Here is a 20,102-nt window from a genome sequence, read left to right as displayed (position 1 = left end):
GATGAACCGGTCGGCCCGCGCGTTCTGGCTGCGCTCCCCGGGGGCCGGTGAGCTGCGCGACGTCACCCTCGCGGAGCCGGCCGAGGGCGAGGTCCTGGTCCGCACGCTGTACTCCGGAGTGAGCCGCGGCACGGAGACGCTGGTCTTCCGCGGCGGCGTGCCGGAGTCCCAACACGCCGTGATGCGGGCGCCGTTCCAGGAGGGCGACTTCCCCGCGCCGGTGAAGTACGGCTACCTGAACGTCGGCGTCGTCGAGGAGGGCCCGCGAGAGCTGATCGGCCGTACGGTCTTCTGTCTGTATCCGCATCAGTCCCGTTACGTCGTTCCGGTGAACGCCGTGACCGTGGTGCCCGACCGGGTGCCCGCCGAGCGCGCCGTGCTCGCCGGGACCGTGGAGACCGCCGTGAACGCACTGTGGGACGCGGCGCCCCTGATCGGCGACCGGATCGCGGTGGTCGGCGGCGGCATGGTCGGCTGCTCGGTCGCCGCCCTGCTCGCCCGTTTCCCCGGCGTACGGTTGCAGCTCGTCGACGCCGACCCGGCCCGCGCCAGGACCGCCGAGGCGCTCGGCGCCGACTTCGCCACCCCCGACACCGCCCTCGGCGAGTGCGACCTCGTGGTGCACGCCAGCGCCACCGAACAGGGCCTCACCCGTTCCCTGGAACTCCTCGCCCCCGAGGGCACGGTCGTCGAACTGAGCTGGTACGGCGACCGACGCGTCGCCCTGCCGCTCGGCGAGGCCTTCCACTCCCGCCGGCTCACCCTGCGCAGCAGCCAGGTCGGCACCGTCTCCCCGGCCGCCCGCCCCGGCCGCGGCTATGCCGAACGGCTGGCGCTCGCCCTCGACCTGCTCGCCGACCCGGCCCTCGACGCCCTCATCACCGGCGAGAGCGCCTTCGAGGAGCTGCCGGAGCTGATGCCCAGGCTCGCCTCCGGCGAGATCCCGGCCCTGTGCCACCGCATCACCTACCCCGGCAGCGGCCCGACCCGATGAGGACGGCAGTGGCCCGACCCGAAAAAGACAAGAGCGGTCTGACCTGAGAAAAGAGTGAGAGGAGGCTGAACACGGGGAAGCGAGGAGCCGTACTACACGGCAATCCCCCGGCAGGTGACCGCCGGGGGCATCAGACGCGCCGCACCTGGAGGGTCGTCCGTTGTTCAGCATCACCGTCCGCGATCACATCATGATCGCCCACAGCTTCCGCGGCGAGGTTTTCGGCCCCGCGCAGCGCCTGCACGGCGCCACATTCCTGGTGGACGCCACGTTCCGCCGCGAACAGCTGGACGAGGACAACATCGTCGTCGACATCGGTTTGGCCACCCAGGAACTGGGCGCCGTCGTCGCCGAGCTGAACTACCGCAACCTCGACAACGAGCCGGAGTTCGCCGGAATCAACACGTCCACCGAGTTCCTGGCCAAGCTCATCGCCGACCGGCTCGCCGACCGCGTCCACAAGGGCGCCCTCGGCGAAGGGGCCAGGGGTCTGGCCGGACTCACCGTCACCCTGCACGAGTCGCACATCGCCTGGGCGAGTTACGAGCGTGCCCTGTGACCGAGACGACCGTGGAGGCCACCAGGACGACCGTGGAGACCACGCAGAAGGCGCGGCTCGCCTTCATGCCCGCGCAGCCCACCGCCCTCGAGAACGTCGGGATCATCCCCATGTCCCTGCGCACCGTGCACTTCGTCATGCCGGGCGGTGTCGACGACCCGGCCGCGCCGAGCGGCGGCAACGCCTATGACCGCCGGGTCTGCCTGGACCTGCCGGGCTTCGGCTGGCAGGCCGTGCGGCACCCCGTGCCCGGCAGTTGGCCGCGCCCCGGCCGCGCCGACCGTGACGTGCTCGCCCGCACCCTGCGGGAACTCCCGGACGACACCGTCGTCCTGCTCGACGGCCTGGTCGCCTGCGGGGTGCCGGAGATCGTCGTCCCCGAGGCGGAGCGGCTGCGCCTCGCGGTGCTGGTGCATCTGCCACTCGGCGACGAGACCGGCCTGGACCCGGCCGTGGCCGCCGCCCTTGACGCCCGCGAGCGCGTGGTGCTGCGGGCGGCGGGCGCGGTGATCGCCACCAGCGACTGGGCCGTCCGCCGGGTCGTCTCCCATCACGGCCTCGCCCCGCGGCGGGTACACGTCGCCGCCCCCGGCGCCGACATCGCCCCTCTCGCCCCGGGCACCGACGGCGTATCCCGGCTGCTCTGCGTCGCCGCCGTGACCCCGCGCAAGGGCCAGCACCGGCTGGTGGAGGCGCTGGCCGGGGTGACCGACCTGCCGTGGAGCTGCGTGTGCGTCGGCGGGCTCACCCAGGACCCGGAGTACGTCGACCGGTTGCGTGGCCTGATCCGCGAACGCGGCCTCGAGGACCGGCTGTTGCTTGCCGGACCCCGGGCCGGCGCCGAACTCGACGCGGAGTACGCGTCGGCCGACCTGATGGTCCTCACCTCGTACGCGGAGACCTACGGCATGGCCATCACCGAGGCGCTCGCCCGCGGGGTCCCGGTGCTGGCGACAGACGTCGGCGGGGTGTCCGAGGCGGTCGGCCGCGCCCCCGACGGCGGCGTCCCCGGCATCCTCGTCCCGCCGGAGGACCCGGCGGCGCTCGCCGCCGAACTGCGCGGCTGGTTCGGGGAACCCGATGTGCGCCGCCGGCTGAAGGCCGCGGCCCGCGGCCGCCGTGCGGCACTCGACGGCTGGGCGACGACCGCCCGCAGTCTGGCCGGAGTCCTCGGCCGGCTCCCCGAGGCACCGAGGAGGGCGGCATGACGGACACACGGACGGTGACCGGGGGCATCCCGGCCCAACCGCAAGCCGGTGAAGCCGGGTTCGTACCGGAAGGCGAGGAGGCCGCGATGGATACCGGTGCCCGCGAGAGCGACCCGGCCGGTGTGATCGCCGGTGCCGGGCCCGTCACCGGCCCCGGCGAACTGGCCACCGTACGGCTGCGGGACGAGGAACCGCAGGAGCCGCCGCGGTACGCGCCCGAGTGGCTGCGGCTACGGGAACCGGCCGACGCGGCGGCGCGGGCCGAGGAGTTGCTGGACCCGCTGCGGATCCGGCTGGCCGACCGGCCCGGCGGGGCGGGCGGGTCGGCCGTGCACGACCTGGGCTGCGGCACCGGCTCGATGGGCCGCTGGCTCGCGCCGCGCCTGGACGGCGCCCAGCACTGGGTCCTGCACGACCGCGACCCGTACCTGCTGCACTTCGCCGCCGTGGGCTCCCCGCGCGCCGCCGCCGACGGCAGCCGGGTCACGGTCGAGACCCGGCGCGGCGACGTCGGCCGGCTCACCCCGGACGCGCTGACCGGGGCCGGACTGGTCACCGCCTCCGCGCTGCTGGACGTCCTCACCCGCGAGGAGATCGACACCCTCGCCGCCGCCTGCACCGGCGCCGGCTGCCCGGCCCTGCTCACCCTGTCGGTCGCCGGCCGGGTCGAACTCACCCCCTCCGACCCGCTGGACGCCGAGATCGCCGAGGCGTTCGACGCCCACCAGCGGCGCGACGGGCTGCTCGGGCCGGACGCGGTCACCGTCGCCTGCGAGGCGTTCGCCGAACGCGGGGCGACCGTACGGGTGCACCCGAGCCCGTGGCGGCTCGGCCCCGAGGAGTCCGCGCTGACCGCGCAGTGGCTGCGGGGCTGGGTGGGCGCGGCCGTCGAGCAGCGGCCCGAGCTGTCCGAGCGCGCCAAGCGCTATCTGCGCGAGCGGCTGGCCGCCTGCGAGGCCGGCGAGTTGCGGGTCGTGGTCCACCACAGCGACCTGCTCGCGCTGCCCAAGCCGGCGGGCGGGGCGTCGTCATGAGCGGACAGGCGGTGGAGACCGACGCGAGGCCCCGCCGGGGGAGCGCGGCGAAACCCCGTCTGGCGCGGGTGATCCCGCATGCGCGGATCGGGGGCGTGCGGGGCGGTGCCACGGCTCCGGCGGTGAGCGCGGTGACGGCACCGCCGGAGCCGTCCGTCCCCGGCGCCGCCCGGCGTGACGGCCCCCACCGCCTGTTCCGGAGGATCAACACCCGAGCCATCCGCACCCACTTCGGCACGGTCGCCGGTGTGGCCATCATCGCCGGGCTGCTGTGGCGGCTCGGTACCGGTGTGCTCCTCGACGGGCTGCGGCGGATCGACTCGGCGTCGCTGCTGCTGGCCCTGGGCATCGGCGTGATCACCACCGTGTTCAGCGCGTGGCGCTGGCAGTTGGTGTCCCGGGGCCTGCGCCTCCGGCTGCCGTTCGGACCGGCGGTGGCCGACTACTACCGGGCGCTGTTCCTCAACGCGGCCCTGCCCGGCGGGGTGCTGGGCGATGTGCACCGGGCGGTCCGGCACGGGCAGAGCGCCGGTGACGTCCGGCGCGGGGTGAAGGCGGTCGTGCTCGAGCGGGTCGCCGGGCAGGTCGCGCTGGCCGTGTTCGGCGCGGTCGTGCTGGTGGCCCTGCCGTCGCCGGTCCGGGACGAAGTACGAGGCTTCGCGGCGCCGGTGGCGCTGGCCGCCGCGGGCGCGCTCGCCGTCGTCCTCGCCGTCCGGCTGAACCGCGCACCCTCGCGCCGCGGCGGCGCCCTGCGCTCCGCGCTCGGCGAGGCCCGCCGGGGCCTGTTGTCACGCGAGGCCGGGCCCGGAGTCGCGCTGTCCTCCGCCGTCGTCCTGGCCGGGCACGTCGCGATGTTCGTCGCGGCGGCCCGGATCGCCGGATCGGCCGCGTCCGTACCGGTGCTGCTGCCGATCGCGGTGCTTGCCCTGGTCGCGATGGGGCTCCCGCTGAACGTCGGCGGTTTCGGCCCCCGCGAGGGCGTCACCGCCTGGGCGTTCGGCGCCGCCGGGCTCGGCGCGAGCAGCGGGGTGGCCGTCGCCGTGGTGTACGGGGTGCTGAGCTTCGTCGCGAGCCTGCCCGGCGCCGCCGTCCTCGTCGCCCGCTGGTACACCGGGCTGCGCGGCTACCGCCGTACCGCCGCCGGACCGGAGTCCGAGGTGAGCAGGTCGAAAAGCGCGCCGAACGAGTCCACCAGGCCGGCGAGCAGTTCCTTCCCCTTTTCCGCGGACCCCAGGGAAGGGCGGCCGATGACACCTGATTCGGTGTAGGCGGACATTCCCGCGGTGAGGAGATGACGACGGTCGTCAGCGGTGAAATCGGCGGACTCGTAACCAGGGCGGACGAATTCGGGATGAGCGTGCAGCAGAATGGAGGTCTCGATCTCGCCCGCGTGCATGTCGGTGAGCAGGGAGGTGAGCACCCCGGACCGCTGCCGCGCCGCCTCCCAGTCCTCGGCGGCCGGGAACAGCGCCATCCGCTCCCCGCGCGCCGATGCCTCCTGAACGACGTTGCCCAGCACGTAGTTGCCGCCGTGGCCGTTCACCACGACCAGCGCCTCGACGCCCGAGCGGCGCAGCGAGTCCGCGACGTCCCGGACTACCGCGTGCAGGGTCACCGAGGAGATGCTGACGGTTCCCGGCCAGTCCGCGTGCTCGTGCGAACAGCCGATCGTCACCGGCGGAAGGAGATGCACCGGATACGCGCCGGCGATCTCCCGGGCCACGGCACAGGCGACGAGCGTGTCGGTCGCCAGCGGAAGGAAGGGGCCATGCTGTTCGAAGCTGCCGACGGGAAGGACGGCGACCTGTGTTGAAACGCCCGCCCCCCGCATCCGTACGTCTTCCGTAGTGTCCGCCGGTACCACCCCGAAGCCGGCCGTACGCGCGCCCGAACCACTCATCTTTCCCGGCCCTTCGTCTCTGCTTAGGAATCAGATCATGACAGAAAACCTCGGTGTCCTCGGCGAGAAGTCCTCGCGGCGCTCGGGCGCGGAACGCGTCGTGAATGCGCCGCTGCCCACTGTGTACGGGAAATTCCAGGCGATCGGCTACCTGGACCACGACCGCGGTGACGAACAAGTCGCCCTCGTGTACGGGGAGATCGGGACCGAGAACGTGCTGACCCGGCTGCACTCGGAGTGCCTGACCGGGGACGCGTTCGGCTCCCGGCACTGCGAGTGCGGCGACCAACTGGCCTCGGCGCTGCGGGCGGTGGCCGCCGAGGGCAGCGGCATCGTCGTCTACTTGAGGGGACACGAGGGCCGGGGCATCGGCCTGCTGGCCAAGTTGCGCGCGATGGCCCTGCAGGCGGAGGGCCTGGACACGGTGGAGGCGAACCTGGCACTCGGCCTGCCAGTCGACGCCCGCGACTACGGCGTCGCCGCCGAGATCCTGCACGACCTCGGGGTGCGCTCGGTCCGGCTGATGTCCAACAACCCGCGCAAGCGGGAGGCGCTGGTACGGCACGGCGTCCAGGTCGCCGAGCAGGTACCGCTGCTGATCGAGCCGTGCGAGAGCAACATCACCTACCTGCGGACCAAGCGCGAGCGTCTGGACCACATCCTGCCCCACCTGGACGCGGTCGCCCACGGGTCCTGAGCCGTTGGGCTTCTGATCGACGGGAAACGGGAGACAGGGGGCGGGGGCGGGGGACCGACGATGATGTCCCGGCCCCCTGGCCCCCCGCCCTCCCCGGTCTCGCTGGTCAGCCGTGCTGCCCGATGCGGTCGACCACTCGGATGTCCTTGAGGGTCCTGGTCTCGTAGTAGTAGTCGGTCTGCTTCCACTCGCCGTGCACCTTCTTCGGCGAGCTGCCCTTGGTGCGCAGGCCCAGGTAGTCGTAGGTCCTGCGATCGAAGAGGAAGGTGAACGACGCCTGGGGGTGCGAGACTCCGACGGCCCTGCGGCCGGCGACGTCCGCGTCGTCGTAGTCGAGCCGGATGCGGGGAAGTTTCGACAGCGCCTCGAAGGCGCCGGCCTGCAGGCCGGGGGGCATGACACGCGGTCCCATCAGCAGCATGCATCCCTCGAAGAAGGCCATCATGTCGGTGTTGGGTCCGCTCTCATTGCCTCTGAACCGGGCCAGGAGCTTGTCGGGGTCCGTCGGCATCGCCTGGAGTTCGGAGTAGACGGTGGGCGGCCATCTCACCTCGTGCTTGCCGAGCGGAGGGTCGTGGTGGACCTTCCCGTACTCCTGGCGCAGGGACGGCTTCGAGCCGTCCACCGACATCCAGCTCTCGTCGGTCCACGTCCTGGTCCGCCCGCCCTTCACCGGTACCCGGGTGATGTAGGTCCGGGTGTAGAAGTACTGGTCGTCGCGCGGCACGGGCAGGCCGCTGCCCGCGGCGCGTGATCTGTCGGCGGCCCTTCGCAGCACCTCCGCCGCACTGACCGCGCCCAGACGCGGCGCGCGGTCGTCTCCGCCGTCGAGTGCCACGACCACGGCGCCCGCGGCCGCGGCCGTCATGCCGGCGAACGCGGTGCGGAGCACGATCCGCCGGCTCAGCCGGCCCGCCCGGGGCGCGACGTCGCCCGACTCCTTCGCCATGGCGGCTCGCAGGCGTGCCCGGGCGGCGGTGCGGGCCTGGTCGGACGGCCCCTGTCGGCCGGTGTCCCACGCGCGCACCGTCGTCAGTTCATCCATGATCGGTCCCCTTCTGAGGTGCGGTCGAGGTGGTCGGCGCCGGGCCGCCCAGTGCCCGGCGCAGCTTGGTGCGGGCCCGGTGGAGGCGGGAGCGTACCGTGCCGACGGGCAGGCCCAACGCCTGTGCGGCCTCCGCGTAGTCGAGCTCTCCCCAGGCGATCACCAGCAGCACGTCCCGGTACCGGGCGGGCAGTTCGGCGAGGGCGCCGGCCAGGGTGCCGTTCGCCTCCACGGTGCCGAGCCCGCCTGTGACCCCGTCCTCCGGACCGGCTTGCTCTTCGCGCCCCTCCGACAGCGACGCCATCCGTGACAGCGCCCGCAGCCGGCGGGCCTCGTCCCGGCGGTGACGGCCGATCAGGTTGGTGGCGATCCCGTACAGCCAGGGCCGTGCGTGCGGGTGGGACAGGTCGTAGCGCCGTCGACGCTGAAAGGCGATCACGAAGGTCTCCGCCATCAGGTCGTCGGCGGTGTCGGAGCCCAGGCGACGTGCGATGTAGCGGTGGATGTCGTCGGCGTAGCGGTCGAAGATCTCGGCGAACGCGTCGGGTGTCTCCCAGGACCGTTCGATGACCGAGCCGTCGGAGGTGCCGCTCGCGTCCGCCGCCAGGGCGAACGTGGCACCGGTGGCGGGCAGGAGGGTCACGTTCCACCTCTGCGATTCATGTCGCGTCCTTGGGGCTCGGAGTCATGGTCACCTGCTGTTCGCCGTTGCCCGTCGGCGAGTTCCAGCCCGGGGAGTGACGTGCGTCACAGGACATGGGTGACTGTCACGGCAGCCGTGCGCGCCATGCGGATCCGATGGTGTGGAAGAAGGTGGCGCAGGACCGTAGCCGGGGGTCAGTCGAGCAGGGCCTCGTGCACCAGGCGGCGCAGGTCCGGGAAGACCTTCAGTTTCTTCGGGCGGACCTGGGTCATGAACTGGACGGTCAGGTCGTGGGCCGGGGCGATCCAGAAGGCGGTGGTGGCGACGCCGGTCCAGCCGTAGGTGCCGGAGGTCGTCGGGGCGAGGGTGCGGGTCGGGTCGACGACGACGGAGACGTTGAAGCCGAAGCCGAGGCCCGCGTTGGAGCGCTCCTGGTGGACGGGGGCGCCGAAGGCGTCGAGTTGCGCGTCGCCGGGCAGTTGGTTGCGGGTCATCAGCGCGACCGTCTCGGGGGACAGCAGGCGGGTGCCGTCCAGCTCGCCTCCCCGGCGCAGCATCTCCATGAACCGGTGGAAGTCCCCGGCGGACGCGACCAGGCCGCCGCTGCCGGACAGGAAGCGTGGCCGGACCCGTACCGGCAGTCCCGGGATCGGTGTGATGCCGCCGTGCTCCGTCTCGCCGTACAACTCGGCGAGTCTGTCGGCCTGTTCGTCGTTGATGTGGAAACCGGCGTCGGTCATGCCGAGCGGGCGGAGGATCCGCTCGGCGAAGAACTCGTCCAGGGGCTGCCCGGAGACCACCTCGATCACCCGGCCCAGCACATTGGAGGCGACGGAGTAGTTCCACTGCGTGCCGGGCTCGAACTGCAACGGCATGCGCGCGTACACCTCGACGGTCTCGGCGAGGTCCTTGCCCGGCGGCACCGAGTATTCGAGGCCCGCCGCGCGGTACAGCGCGTCGACGGGGTGCTGGTAGTAGAAGCCGAAGGTCAGGCCCGCCGTGTGGGTGAGCAGATGGCGTATCAGGATGGGGCCGCGGGCCGGGCGGGTGCGCAGGTCGGCAGCTGAGCCGCCCTCGTGGACCCGCGGGCCCGCGAACGCGGGCAGGTGCCGTTCGAGCGGGTCGTCGAGGGACAGGCGGCCCTCCTCCACCAGCATCAGCACCGCGACGGCGGTGACCGGCTTGGTCATGGAGTAGATCCGCCACAGGGTGTCCGCCCCGACCGGCAGCCCGGCCGCGCGGTCCCGGTGGCCGTACGTGGTGAGGTGGGCGACGCGGCCGGCGCGCGCAACGGAGACCAGGTAGCCGGGCAGCCGCCCCTCGTCGACGAGGCGGGCGAAGTGCTGGTCCAGGCGGTCGAGCGCCTTCGGGTCCAGCCCGGCCTCACCCGGGTCGGCTTCCTGTCGCAACTCTGCCATCGCTCTCCTCCGGTGACGTCGTACCCCGCGCGGCACGACCCCCATTCCCGCCGGAACGGCCGCACGGTCTCATCGTCGCGCAGGAACGCCGGGACGGACCCCGTCCGCCGAGGTATGTGTGATCGACACGACGTCCCGCCCCGGCAGCGCGCAGGCCACCGGCACGGCGGCCGCGGCCACCACGGCGAGCACCAGCAGCGCCGTCCCCTCTCCCGCGCCCATCAGCGCGGTGCCCGCGGCCACCCCCACCACGGGCCCGACGTTCAGCGCCGTCTGCTGCAGCCCGCCCGCCACCCCGGCCACTGCCACGTCCGCACGCCGTACGACGACATGGGTGGCCGCCACCATCACCGTGCCGAACCCGGCGCCCAGCAGTGCGAAGGCACCGCCCTGGGCGAGCGCGCCGGTGGCCCGGGACAGGACGAGCACGCCCACGGCGAGCACCGCCGTCGCCGTGGCCACCGCGCACCGCGCGCCCACCCGGCGCAGCAGCGGCGGGCACAGTGGGGCGGACACCACCATCAGCACCGCCAGCGGCACACCGCGCAGGGCACTGTCGAACGGATCGAGACCGAGCCGGCGCTGCAGGACGTACGTCTCGACGAACAGGGTGCCGAACAGGGAGGCCGACACGGCGACGAGAACACCGAGCGCCGCGCCGACCGCCGGTGAGCCGATCACCCCGGGCGGCAGCAGCGGACTCGCCGCCCGCCGTTCGTGCCGGACGAACGCGGCACCGGAGAGCGCGGCGCCCCCCAGCCCGGCCGCCGTGGCCGTCGTCGCGGCGGGCAGCGCGACCAGGGTGTGCACGAGACAGGCCAGGGACACGCCCAGGAGCAGGGCGCCCGGTACATCGAGCGGGGCGCTGCTCGCCGCCGGCCGCTCCGGTCCCGACCGGAGCAGGGCCGTCAGCCCGAAACCCAGCGCGGGCGGCACGCTCAGGAAGAACACCGCCCGCCAGCCGAGACAGCTCACCAGTGCCCCGCCCAGCAGCGGGCCGACGGCGGCCGCCAGACCGATCGCGCTGGTGCGCACCGCGAGCGGCATCGCCAGCCGGTCCGGCGGGAAGGCGGCGCGCAGCATGCCGAGCGTGGCGGGCTGCAGCAGCGCCCCGAACACCCCCTGCGCCGCCCGCAGTCCGATCACCCAGCCGATCCCGGGCGCCAGACCGATGGCCGCCGACACCACGCCGAACCCCAGCATGCCGAGGGCGAACATCCGCCGCTGTCCGTACCGGTCGCCGAGCCGCCCGGCGAACACCAGCAGGCTCGCCACCGCCACGAGATACGCGGTACTGGTCCACTGCACCTGCGCGTACGACGCGTGCAGCGCCCGTTGCAGGGAGGGCTGTGCGACGGTGAGGACTGTGCCGTCCAGGGCGACGAGCACGGCGCCCGCCGCACTGCTCGCCAGCGTCGTCCGGCGGTTCACCGGGCGTCCGCCGGGCCCAGATGGGCGAGCAGCGCCGCGTCCAGCAGGGGCGCGAAGTCGTCGACGCCGGTGGCGAGTCGCAGGCTTCCCCAGCGCCACAGCTGGGCGATGCCGTGCAGATTCGCCCACAGGGCACCCGCCACTCGCCGGGCGTCCGCCTCCGGCCTGATCAGACCGGTCAGCTCCGCGAGCAGCCCGAAGAGGGGCAGGCTGGTGTCACGGAGACCCAACTGGCCGCTTTCCAGCAGATCATGACGGAACATCAGCTCGTACATCCCGGCGTTGTCCAGGGCGAACGCCAGATAGGTCCGGGCCAGTGCCGCCACCTGCCCGCGCGGGTCGGGCCCCACGCCGTCGAGGGCCGCCCGTACCCGGTCGCCCAGGTCGGCGAAGCCGCGGCGGGCGATCGCCGACAGCAGTTCGAGGTGAGTGGGGAAGTAGCGCCGGGGTGCCCCGTGCGACACCCCGGCCCGGCGGGCGATCTCCCGCAGCGTCAGCGCCTGGGCCCCCTCGGCGGCCACCAGTGCCACGCCGGCGTCGATCAGGCGGGCCCGCAGACCCGAGTCGGGATCAGTTGTCATAGACACTGTCTACCAAGCATTCGTAGACAGTGTCTACTCGTCCTCGATTCCGTGGCCCGATCGGGAATGCGCGGCCCGCCCCGCCGAGTTGACGCAGGTATGACTCAGGACGCCACGCAGGACGACGCACTGCTGAAGCTGCTCGGCGAGGGAAACGGCGGGGTGCTGGTCACCCTCAAGAAGGACGGCCGGCCCCAGCTGTCCAACGTCACCCACGTCTACTATCCGGACGAGCGGATCATCCGGGTCTCGCTCACCGACGACCGCGCCAAGACCCGTAACCTGCGCCGCGACCCCCGCGCGTCGTACCACGTCACCACCGCCGACCGGTGGGCCTACGCGGTCGCCGAGGGCACGGCCGACCTCTCGCCGGTCGCCCGGGACCCGCACGACGAGACCGTCGAGGAACTCGTCCGGCTCTACCGTGACGTCTCCGGTGAACACCCGGACTGGGACGACTACCGGGCCGCCATGGTCCGCGACCGCCGGCTGGTGCTGCGGTTGCGCGTCGAGCGGGCGTACGGCATCCCGAAGCGCTGAGGCTACGGCGCCGTCGCGGCGGTCCGTGCCTCGATCGCCCGCAGCACCGCCACCATGTCCTCGCCGCCGTGCCCCAGGGACACCGTCTCCTCGAACAGGGCGTGACAGGCGTCCAGCAGCGGCGAGGCCAGGTGCGCCCCGCGGGCCGCCTCGGCGATGAGGCGGTTGTTCTTCAGTACGTCCAGGGCGGCCGCCTGCACCGCGAAGTCCCGCTCGCGCAGCTTGGGTGCCTTCATCCTCGACACCCCGCTGGCCATGGGGCCCGCGTCCAGCACGTCCAGGAACAGCCGACGGTCGAGCCCCTGCCGCTCGGCGAAGTGGAACGCCTCGGTCAGCCCGGTCACCTGAGTGATCAGGAAGAGGTTCACGGACAGCTTCATCAGCAGCGCGTTCGGCGCCGCACCGCACACGAACGTCTCGCGGCACAGGGGCGCGAGCAACGGTCGTACGACGTCCACGGCGGACTCCTCGCCCGCCAGCATCGCCACCAGCCTGCCCTGCTCCGCCGGGACGCGGGAACCCGAGACGGGCGCCTCGACATACCGGCCGCCGGCCGCCCGGACGTCGGTCTGCAGGGCATGGGAGTACTCGGGGGAGGTCGTGCCCATGTGGACGACGACGCGCCCGGCGACCCGCGCGGCGAAGCCGGGGGTGCCGCGGCCGAGGACGGTGTCGACCGCGGCCTCGTCGGAGAGCATCAGCAGCACCGCCTCGGCCCGCGCGAACACCTCGGCGGCGTCCGCCGCGACCGCGGCGCCCGCCGCACACAACGGCTCGGCCCGCCGGGGCGTCCGGTTCCACACCACGAGCGGCGTGCCGGAGGCCGCCAGCCGCAGCGCCATGGGCTGACCCATCACTCCGAGACCGATGAAACCGACGTTCATGGGGGCGCCCCTCGCTCCGGGGGAGGTCCGCATGCGGGACCTCCGGGGTCAACCTATGACCGTCGTCATAGTAGCGGGTGTTATGACGTCGGTCATAGAGTGAGGAGTGAGAGCGATCGGAGGTCCGTCATGGCGGAGTCGCGGTACGGACCGCGCGAGCGGATGGTGTTCAGCGCGGCCCAGCTGATCCGGCGGGACGGGGTCGCCGCGACCGGTATGCGGGACGTCGCCGCCCTTGCCGGGGCACCGCGCGGCTCGCTCCAGCACTACTTCCCGGGCGGCAAGGAGCAACTGGTCAACGAGGCGGTGGCGTGGGCCGGCGGCTACGCCGGCAAGCGCGTCGCCCGTTTCCTCGCGGGCCTGGACGAGGCGACGCCGAGCGGGCTGTTCGCGGCGATGGCCGCGCAGTGGACGGACGAGTACCGGATGGACGGCTTCGCCGCCGGCTGCCCGGTCGCCGCCGCGACCGTGGACCGCGCCTCGTCGGGCGACTCCACCCGCGAGGCGGCGGCGGGCGCGTTCGCGGCCTGGAGCGGCCCGGTCGCCGAGGCGCTGACCGGCATGGGGGTCCCGGCGGCCCGCGCGGACTCCCTCGCCACCTTGATGATCAGCACCCTGGAGGGCGCGATCCTGATGGCCCGGGCCGAGCGGGACGTCCGTCCGCTGGACACCGCGGTCCGCGAACTGGGGCCCCTGCTCGACGCGGCGGCGGGCCACTCTTCGTGAGGCCGCTCTCCTGGCGAGATCGCAGCCCGCTCCGCATACGACCCCGGCCCCTCCTCGAAAGGCCGCAGCCCCCTGCCCGCGCGGCGCCCTTCGGCGAGAGATCGCCGCGCTGACGCGGCCGCGCCCCGGAGCCCGTCGGCGTCCGGGGCCCTGGCCTGGGTCGATTCAGGCCGACACCGTCGCCGGGTGCGGCTCCTCGCCGGCCGCTCGCTCGCCCAGCAGGTCCGACGGGACCTTGTGGGTCTCGCGGGCGGAGAGCGCCGCGAGGGTCGGCGGAACGCACAGCAGCGCGGTGAACAGGGCCACGGCCGACCAGTCGGCACCGTCGGGACCGGCGATCTCGGCGGCGAAGGTGACCGCGAAACCGGCCACCGCGAAGCCGATCTGGGTGCCGATCGCCATGCCGGACAGCCGGACCCGGGTCGCGAACATCTCGCCGTAGAACGCGGGCCACACCCCGTTCGCGGCGCTGTAGACGATGCCGAACGCGACGATCCCGAGGACGAGGGTCAGCGGGTAGGAGCCGGTGGAGATCGCCCACAGGTAGCCGACCATCGCCGCCGCGCTGCCCACCGTGCCGATCAGGTACACCGGACGGCGTCCGATCCGGTCGGACAGCGTCGCCCACAGCGGGATCGCGGCCAGGGCCACGACGTTGGCCAGCGCCCCCACCCACAGCATCGACGTACGGGACATGCCGACCGCGTCGCTGGTCGCGTACGCCAGCGCCCACACCGTGAAGATCGTGCTCACCGAGGCGACCAGCGCGCCCGCGATCACCCGCAGCACGTCCGCCCAGTGCTCGCGCAGCAGCACCGCCAGCGGCAGCCGGGCCACGCCCCCGGTCGCCGCCTGCCTGGCGAAGGCCGGGGTCTCCTCCAGCCGGCGCCGGATGCCGTAGCCGACGACCGCGACCGCCACGCTCAGCCAGAACGGAACCCGCCAGCCCCACGACAGCAGTTGGTCCTCGGGGAGTTGGGCGATCGGGATGAACACCAGGGTGGCGATGAGCTGGCCGCCCTGTGTGCCGCTGAGCGTGAAGCTGGTGAAGAAGCCCCGCCGGCCGGGCGGCGCGTGCTCGAGGCTCATGGAACTGGCGCCGGCCTGCTCGCCGGCCGCCGAGATCCCCTGCAGGATCCGGCACAGCACCAGCAGGACCGGGGCGAGTGAGCCGACCTGGGCGCGGCTGGGCAGACAGCCGATCAGGAACGTCGACAGGCCCATCAGGAGCAGTGTGAAGACCATGATCTTCTTGCGGCCGAGACGGTCGCCGAAGTGCCCGAGGAACAGCGCGCCGACGGGCCGCGCGGCGTAGGCGACGCCGAACGTGGCCAGCGACAGGAGGGTCGCGGTGGCCGGGTCGGTGGCGTCGAAGAACACCTTCGGGAAGATCAGCGCGGCGGCGCTGCCGTAGATGAAGAAGTCGTAGTACTCGAGCGCGCTGCCGATCCAGGCGGCCAGGGCGGCCTTCCTGGGCTGGCCGGGCGGGGCCTCGGCGGAGGCGGGGGCGGGGACGGACACGGCGGTGCTCCTTCGGGGAGACTCCACCCTACGGACGGCAGGGGGAGTGAGCGGCGGGGCGAAGGGCCGGATCACGGCTGCTAATTAACCCACTGGATAGTTAGTCGTGGTGGGTGGGATGTTGCGCCCGTGTTTCCCCACTGTCAAGGGGCCGTGCGCGACCCCGGTCGCCGCATCCGGCGGGCGAATGCGACTCGGGGGCGCCGCCCCGGGAGCCGCGGCTCAGTCCGCGGCCCGCTCCGCCGTGAGGTAGGCGATCACCATGTCGCCGAGCATGGCGCGGTAGTGCTCGCGCTGCGCCGGGTCGACGAGGTCGCGGCCGAACAGCGCGCCGAAGGTGTGCCGGTTGGCGACCCGGAAGAAACAGAACGAGCTGATCATCGCGTGCAGGTCGACGGCGTCCACGTCGGCCGTGAACAGCCCCGACTCCTGCCCGGCGGCCAGGATCCGGCGGATCACCTCGAGGGCCGGGGAGCCGATCCGCCCGAGCTTCTCGGAGGCGGCGATGTGCTCGGCGCCATGGATGTTCTCGATGCTGACCAGGCGGATGAAGTCCGGGTGCTGTTCGTGGTGGTCGAAGGTCACCTCGGCCAGCCGCCGGATCGCCGCGACCGGGTCCAGGTGGTCGACGTCCAGTTGCTGCTCGGCCTCGCGGATCACGCCGTAGGCCCGTTCCAGCACGGCCGTGAAGAGCTGTTCCTTGCCGCCGAAGTAGTAGTAGATCATCCGCTTGGTGGTGCGCGTGCGGGCCGCGATCTCGTCCACCCGGGCGCCGTCGTAGCCGGCCCGGGCGAACTCCTGGGTCGCCACGTCGAGGATCTCGGCCTGGGTGCGGGCGGCGTCCCGCGTCCGCCCTCCGGGACGTACCGGTTCGTCGACGCTGGTCATCGGGTTCCTTCGGGCGTAGGGCCAGTGCCGGTGATTGTAGAAGCAGGGGTGGCGCGGGCTGTACGGGTCTTCCCGAAGACGGCCACTGCTGATATAGCTAACGTACTAGTTCGTACATTAGGCAGCGCGCCAGGAGGTCCCCGTGGCCAAGGACTCGTATCTCGTCGGGCTGATCGGTTCCGGCATCGGCCCGTCGCTCAGTCCGGCCCTGCACGAACGGGAGGCCGACCGCCAAGGGCTGCGCTACCTGTACCGGACCATCGACATCGACACCCTCGGCGTCCCGCCGGAGGCGGTGGGCGACCTCGTCCGGGCCGCCCGCGACCTGGGATACGACGGGCTCAACATCACCCACCCGTGCAAGCAGCTCGTCATCCCGCACTTGGACGGGCTCGCCCCGCAGGCCCGTGCCCTCGGCGCGGTCAACACGGTCGTCTTCGGCGAGGACGGCCGCGCGGTCGGCCACAACACCGATGTCACCGGGTTCGCAGCCTCCTTCGCGCGCGGCCTGCCGGACGTGTCCCTGGAACGGGTCGTGCAGCTCGGCGCGGGCGGCGCGGGCGCGGCGGTCGCCCACGCCACCCTCACGCTCGGCGCCGGGCGGGTCACCGTCGTCGACGCCCTCCCGGAGCGGGCCGCCGCCCTCGCCGGGTCCCTGAACCGGCACTTCGGCGACGGCCGGGCGGCCCCGGCCACCCACGACCGCCTGGCGCAGCTGCTGACCGACGCCGACGGCATCGTGCACGCCACCCCCACCGGCATGGCCGCCCACCCGGGCCTGCCGCTGCCCGCCGAGCTGCTGCGTCCGCGGCTGTGGGTCGCGGAGGTCGTCTACCGCCCGCTGGAGACCGGGCTGCTGCGCACCGCCCGGGCGGCCGGCTGCGCCACCCTCGACGGCGGCGGCATGGCCGCTTTCCAGGCCGCCGACGCGTTCCGGCTCTTCACCGGCCGGGAACCCGACAGCGCGCGGATGCTCGCGGACCTCACCGAGCTGGCCGACGCCGTGACCGCGCCGAAGTAGCGCCGAACGGCCCAGTCGCCGCCCATGCAGCGCCCGACGCAGTCCCGACGCAGAGAGGCACCCGGATGCGTACGTCCATCGCCACCGTCTCACTGAGCGGCTCGCTCACCGAGAAGCTCACCGCCGCCGCCCGGGCCGGTTTCGACGGTGTGGAGATCTTCGAGAACGACCTGCTCGCCAGCCCGCTCACCCCCGAGGAGATCCGGGCCCGCTGCGCCGACCTCGGCCTCACCATCGACCTCTACCAGCCGATGCGCGACATCGAGGCGGTGCCGGAGGCCGAGTTCGGCCGCAACCTGCGCCGCGCCCGGCACAAGTTCGAGCTGATGAACCGGCTCGGCGCGGACACCGTCCTGGTCTGCTCCAGCGTCTCCCCGCACGCCGTGGACGACGACTCGCTCGCCGCCGGCCAGCTCAGCCGACTCGCCGACCTGGCCGGGGAGTTCGGCATCCGGGTCGCCTACGAGGCGCTCGCCTGGGGGCGGCACGTCAACACCTACGAGCACGCCTGGCGCATCGTCGACACGGCCGGCCACCCGGCGCTCGGCACCTGCCTGGACAGCTTCCACATCCTCTCCCGCGGCTCCGAACCCAAGGACCTCGAAGGCATCGCGGGCATCCCCGGCGAGAAGATCTTCTTCCTCCAGCTGGCCGACGCCCCGCTGCTCGCCATGGACGTGCTGCAGTGGAGCCGGCACTACCGCTGCTTCCCCGGCCAGGGCGGCTTCGACCTGGCGAACCTGCTCGGCCACGTGCTGCGCACCGGATACTCCGGCCCGCTCTCGCTGGAGGTCTTCAACGACGTCTTCCGGCAGGCCGACGCCGGCCCGACCGCAGTGGACGCCCACCGCTCCCTGCTGCTCCTGCGGGAGGCCGCGGGCGCGGCGGAACTGCCCGCACCCGTGGTGCCCACCGGGATCGCCTTCGCCGAACTGCTCACCGCGGACGCCGGACCGGTCACCGCCGTCCTCGCCGCCCTCGGCTTCACCCGCGTCGCCCGTCACCGCGGCAAGCCCGTCGACCTGTGGCAGTCCGGCCGGGCGCGCGTCCTCGTCAACACCGGCCCGGCCGCGCGCCGGGACGGCACCCGGCTCGCCGCGATCGGCCTGGAGTCCCCGGACCCGGCCGCCGCCGCGCGCCGCGCCGAGGCCCTGCTCGCGCCCGTCCTGCCCCGCCGCCGCGCCCCCGGGGACGCCCCGCTGGAGGCGGTGGCCGCCCCCGACGGCACCGAGTTGTTCTTCTGCGCCACCGGAAGGGACCGACTCCCCGACTGGCGTGCCGACTTCGAGGACCTGCCGGACCGCGGAGCCGCCGCGCCCGGCGCCACCCGGGTCGACCACCTCGCCCTCACCCAGCCCTGGCACCACTTCGACGAGGCGGCCCTCTTCCACCGCAGCGTCCTCGGCCTCGACGCCGAGCAGAGCGTCGACCTCGCCGACCCCTACGGCCTGCTGCGCAGCCGCGCCGTCAGCAACGCCGACGGCAGCGTCCGGATCGCCCTGTCCGTCGGCGCCGCGCCCACCGACGACACCGTGCACGCCCAGCACATCGCGCTCGCCACCGACGACGTGGTGGCCGCGGCCCGCGCCTTCCGCGCGGCGGGCGGGCGGCTGCTGCCCGTGCCCGCCAACTACTACGACGACCTGGCCGCCCGGTACGAGTTCGAGGCCGGCGAGCTGGAGACGTACCGGGACCTCGGCATCCTCTACGACCGGGACGCGGGCGGCGCCTTCCGGCACTGCTACACCGTGACCGTGGGCCGGGTCTTCTTCGAACTGGTGCAGCGCGACGCGGGTCACCGGGGCTACGGCGCCGCGAACGCCCCGGTACGGCTGGCCGCGCAGCACGCCCCGCGCTGAACGCACCGCGGCCCGGGTCGCCGGAGACGACCCGGGCCGCGTACCAGGGATGGCGCCGCAGGCGCCCCGCGGTCAGTCCTTCTTCGCCGACTCCACGGCGTGGCCGCCGAACTGGTTGCGCAGCGCGGCGATCATCTTCATCTGCGGGGAGTCGTCCTGCCGGGAGGCGAACCGCGCGAACAGCGAGGCGGTGATGGCGGGCAGCGGCACGGCGTTGTCGATGGCGGCCTCGACGGTCCAGCGGCCCTCGCCGGAGTCCTCCGCGTACCCGCGCAGCTTGCCCAGGTGCTCGTCCTCGTCCAGGGCGTTGACCGCGAGGTCCAGCAGCCAGGACCGGATGACGGTGCCCTCCTGCCAGGAGCGGAACACCTCGCGGACGTTGTCCACCGACTTGACCTTCTCCAGCAGCTCCCAGCCCTCGGCGTAGGCCTGCATCATGGCGTACTCGATGCCGTTGTGGACCATCTTGGAGAAGTGCCCGGCGCCGACCCGGCCCGCGTGGACGTAGCCGTAGGGGCCCTCCGGCTTGAGCGCCTCGAAGAGCGGCTGGAGCCGCTCCACCTGCTCCTTGTCGCCGCCGACCATCAGCGCGTAGCCGTTCTGCAGGCCCCACACGCCGCCGGAGACACCGGCGTCGACGAAGCCGATGCCCTTGACGCCCAGTTCGGCCGCGTGCTTCTCGTCGTCAGTCCAGCGGGAGTTGCCGCCGTCGACCACCGTGTCGCCCTCGGACAGCAGGTCCTTGAGCTCGTCGACGACACCCTGGGTGGCGGTGCCGGCCGGGACCATCACCCAGACCGTGCGCGGTGCGTCCAGCTTCTCGACCAGCTCTTCGAGGCTCTTGACGTCGGAGACTTCGGGGTTGCGGTCGTAGCCGATGACGGTGTGGCCGGCGCGGCGGATCCGCTCGCGCATGTTGCCGCCCATCTTGCCGAGACCGATGAGACCGAGCTGCATGATCTATTCACTTCCTGAGAGAACGGTAGGCGGCGACGAGGGCCGTGGTGGACGGGTCCAGACCGGGCACGGCCGCGCCCTCGGTCAGGGCGGGCTCGATGCGCTTGGCGAGGACCTTGCCCAGCTCCACGCCCCACTGGTCGAATGAGTCGATGTTCCACACCGCGCCCTGCACGAACACCTTGTGTTCGTAGAG

Annotated in this window: 19 protein-coding genes and 2 pseudogenes; 10 read left to right on the top strand and 11 right to left on the bottom strand. The window is 73.1% G+C overall.

From position 1 onward, the window contains the following. Position 1: 1 nt before the first annotated feature. The 5 genes and pseudogenes from ACFVVO_RS26235 to ACFVVO_RS26215 all read left to right on the top strand — a co-directional run. Positions 2-994, top strand: coding sequence for a dehydrogenase (locus ACFVVO_RS26235; protein ID WP_390058044.1), 993 nt, complete (start codon positions 2-4; stop codon positions 992-994). A gap of 160 nt (positions 995-1,154) precedes the next feature. Continuing rightward, a complete protein-coding gene (locus ACFVVO_RS26230) occupies positions 1,155-1,553 on the top strand; it encodes a 6-pyruvoyl tetrahydropterin synthase family protein (RefSeq protein WP_390058043.1) in 399 nt (132 codons plus the stop codon). A gap of 65 nt (positions 1,554-1,618) precedes the next feature. Then, a complete protein-coding gene (locus tag ACFVVO_RS26225) occupies positions 1,619-2,761 on the top strand; it encodes a glycosyltransferase family 4 protein (RefSeq protein WP_390058271.1) in 1,143 nt (380 codons plus the stop codon). Then, a complete protein-coding gene (locus tag ACFVVO_RS26220; protein WP_390058042.1) occupies positions 2,758-3,795 on the top strand; it encodes a class I SAM-dependent methyltransferase in 1,038 nt (345 codons plus the stop codon). Before ACFVVO_RS26225 ends, ACFVVO_RS26220 begins: the two co-directional genes overlap by 4 nt. Beyond that, positions 3,792-4,865: pseudogene (locus ACFVVO_RS26215) on the top strand (YbhN family protein); the annotation flags it as partial. The gene ACFVVO_RS26220 and the pseudogene ACFVVO_RS26215, both read left to right, overlap by 4 nt. 53 nt (positions 4,866-4,918) lie before the next feature. Here ACFVVO_RS26215 and ACFVVO_RS26210 read toward each other — a convergent pair. Further along, a complete protein-coding gene (locus ACFVVO_RS26210; RefSeq protein ID WP_390058041.1) occupies positions 4,919-5,695 on the bottom strand; it encodes a creatininase family protein in 777 nt (258 codons plus the stop codon). A 37-nt stretch (positions 5,696-5,732) separates the two neighbouring features. Here ACFVVO_RS26210 and ribA point away from each other — a divergent pair, with 37 nt between their 5' ends. Continuing rightward, a complete protein-coding gene (gene ribA / locus ACFVVO_RS26205) occupies positions 5,733-6,392 on the top strand; it encodes a GTP cyclohydrolase II (RefSeq protein WP_390058040.1) in 660 nt (219 codons plus the stop codon). 106 nt (positions 6,393-6,498) lie between these two features. Here the strand turns inward: ribA and ACFVVO_RS26200 are convergent, their stop codons facing one another. The 5 genes from ACFVVO_RS26200 to ACFVVO_RS26180 form a co-directional block, all read right to left on the bottom strand. Next, positions 6,499-7,437, bottom strand: a complete 939-nt coding sequence (locus ACFVVO_RS26200; protein ID WP_390058039.1) for a CU044_5270 family protein — start codon at positions 7,435-7,437, stop codon at positions 6,499-6,501. Further along, the gene (locus ACFVVO_RS26195) at positions 7,430-8,080 is read right to left on the bottom strand and encodes an RNA polymerase sigma factor (protein ID WP_390058038.1); all 651 of its coding nucleotides are present in this window, start codon (positions 8,078-8,080) and stop codon (positions 7,430-7,432) included. The genes ACFVVO_RS26200 and ACFVVO_RS26195 overlap by 8 nt, the downstream gene beginning before the upstream one ends. A 194-nt stretch (positions 8,081-8,274) precedes the next feature. After that, entirely contained in the window at positions 8,275-9,498 is a 1,224-nt protein-coding gene (locus ACFVVO_RS26190; protein ID WP_390058037.1) for a serine hydrolase domain-containing protein, read from the bottom strand. 69 nt (positions 9,499-9,567) lie between these two features. Further along, complete coding sequence (locus ACFVVO_RS26185) at positions 9,568-10,929, bottom strand: MFS transporter (protein ID WP_390058036.1); 1,362 nt, start codon at positions 10,927-10,929, stop codon at positions 9,568-9,570. After that, positions 10,926-11,510, bottom strand: coding sequence for a TetR/AcrR family transcriptional regulator (locus ACFVVO_RS26180; protein ID WP_390058035.1), 585 nt, complete (start codon positions 11,508-11,510; stop codon positions 10,926-10,928). Before ACFVVO_RS26180 ends, ACFVVO_RS26185 begins: the two co-directional genes overlap by 4 nt. A gap of 99 nt (positions 11,511-11,609) precedes the next feature. Between ACFVVO_RS26180 and ACFVVO_RS26175 the strand changes: the two genes are divergently transcribed. Further along, complete coding sequence (locus tag ACFVVO_RS26175; protein ID WP_390058034.1) at positions 11,610-12,050, top strand: PPOX class F420-dependent oxidoreductase; 441 nt, start codon at positions 11,610-11,612, stop codon at positions 12,048-12,050. A 2-nt stretch (positions 12,051-12,052) separates the two neighbouring features. Here ACFVVO_RS26175 and ACFVVO_RS26170 read toward each other — a convergent pair whose 3' ends face one another. Beyond that, positions 12,053-12,967, bottom strand: a complete 915-nt coding sequence (locus ACFVVO_RS26170; protein WP_390058033.1) for an NAD(P)-dependent oxidoreductase — start codon at positions 12,965-12,967, stop codon at positions 12,053-12,055. A gap of 96 nt (positions 12,968-13,063) precedes the next feature. Between ACFVVO_RS26170 and ACFVVO_RS26165 the strand changes: the two genes are divergently transcribed. Continuing rightward, positions 13,064-13,660, top strand: coding sequence for a TetR family transcriptional regulator C-terminal domain-containing protein (locus ACFVVO_RS26165; protein WP_390058032.1), 597 nt, complete (start codon positions 13,064-13,066; stop codon positions 13,658-13,660). 165 nt (positions 13,661-13,825) lie between these two features. Here ACFVVO_RS26165 and ACFVVO_RS26160 read toward each other — a convergent pair whose 3' ends face one another. Both ACFVVO_RS26160 and ACFVVO_RS26155 read right to left on the bottom strand, forming a co-directional pair. Next, entirely contained in the window at positions 13,826-15,181 is a 1,356-nt protein-coding gene (locus ACFVVO_RS26160; RefSeq protein ID WP_390058031.1) for an MFS transporter, read from the bottom strand. Positions 15,182-15,403: 222 nt separating this feature from the next. Further along, a complete protein-coding gene (locus ACFVVO_RS26155) occupies positions 15,404-16,069 on the bottom strand; it encodes a TetR/AcrR family transcriptional regulator (RefSeq protein ID WP_390058030.1) in 666 nt (221 codons plus the stop codon). 142 nt (positions 16,070-16,211) lie between these two features. Between ACFVVO_RS26155 and ACFVVO_RS26150 the strand changes: the two genes are divergently transcribed. Both ACFVVO_RS26150 and ACFVVO_RS26145 read left to right on the top strand, forming a co-directional pair. Beyond that, positions 16,212-17,090, top strand: coding sequence for a shikimate dehydrogenase (locus tag ACFVVO_RS26150; RefSeq protein WP_390058029.1), 879 nt, complete (start codon positions 16,212-16,214; stop codon positions 17,088-17,090). Positions 17,091-17,155: 65 nt separating this feature from the next. Continuing rightward, positions 17,156-18,949, top strand: coding sequence for a bifunctional sugar phosphate isomerase/epimerase/4-hydroxyphenylpyruvate dioxygenase family protein (locus tag ACFVVO_RS26145; RefSeq protein ID WP_390058028.1), 1,794 nt, complete (start codon positions 17,156-17,158; stop codon positions 18,947-18,949). Between the two features lie 72 nt (positions 18,950-19,021). Here the strand turns inward: ACFVVO_RS26145 and gnd are convergent, their stop codons facing one another. Next, positions 19,022-19,906 (bottom strand): phosphogluconate dehydrogenase (NAD(+)-dependent, decarboxylating), encoded by an 885-nt coding sequence (gene gnd / locus ACFVVO_RS26140; protein ID WP_390058027.1) that lies wholly within the window; start codon positions 19,904-19,906, stop codon positions 19,022-19,024. Positions 19,907-19,913: 7 nt separating this feature from the next. After that, positions 19,914-20,102 (bottom strand): annotated as a pseudogene (locus ACFVVO_RS26135) (glucose-6-phosphate isomerase); the annotation flags it as partial.

The organism is Streptomyces sp. NPDC058145, from assembly GCF_042884245.1.
Classification (GTDB): domain Bacteria; phylum Actinomycetota; class Actinomycetes; order Streptomycetales; family Streptomycetaceae; genus Streptomyces.
This window is presented reverse-complemented; position numbering and strand designations above follow the sequence as displayed.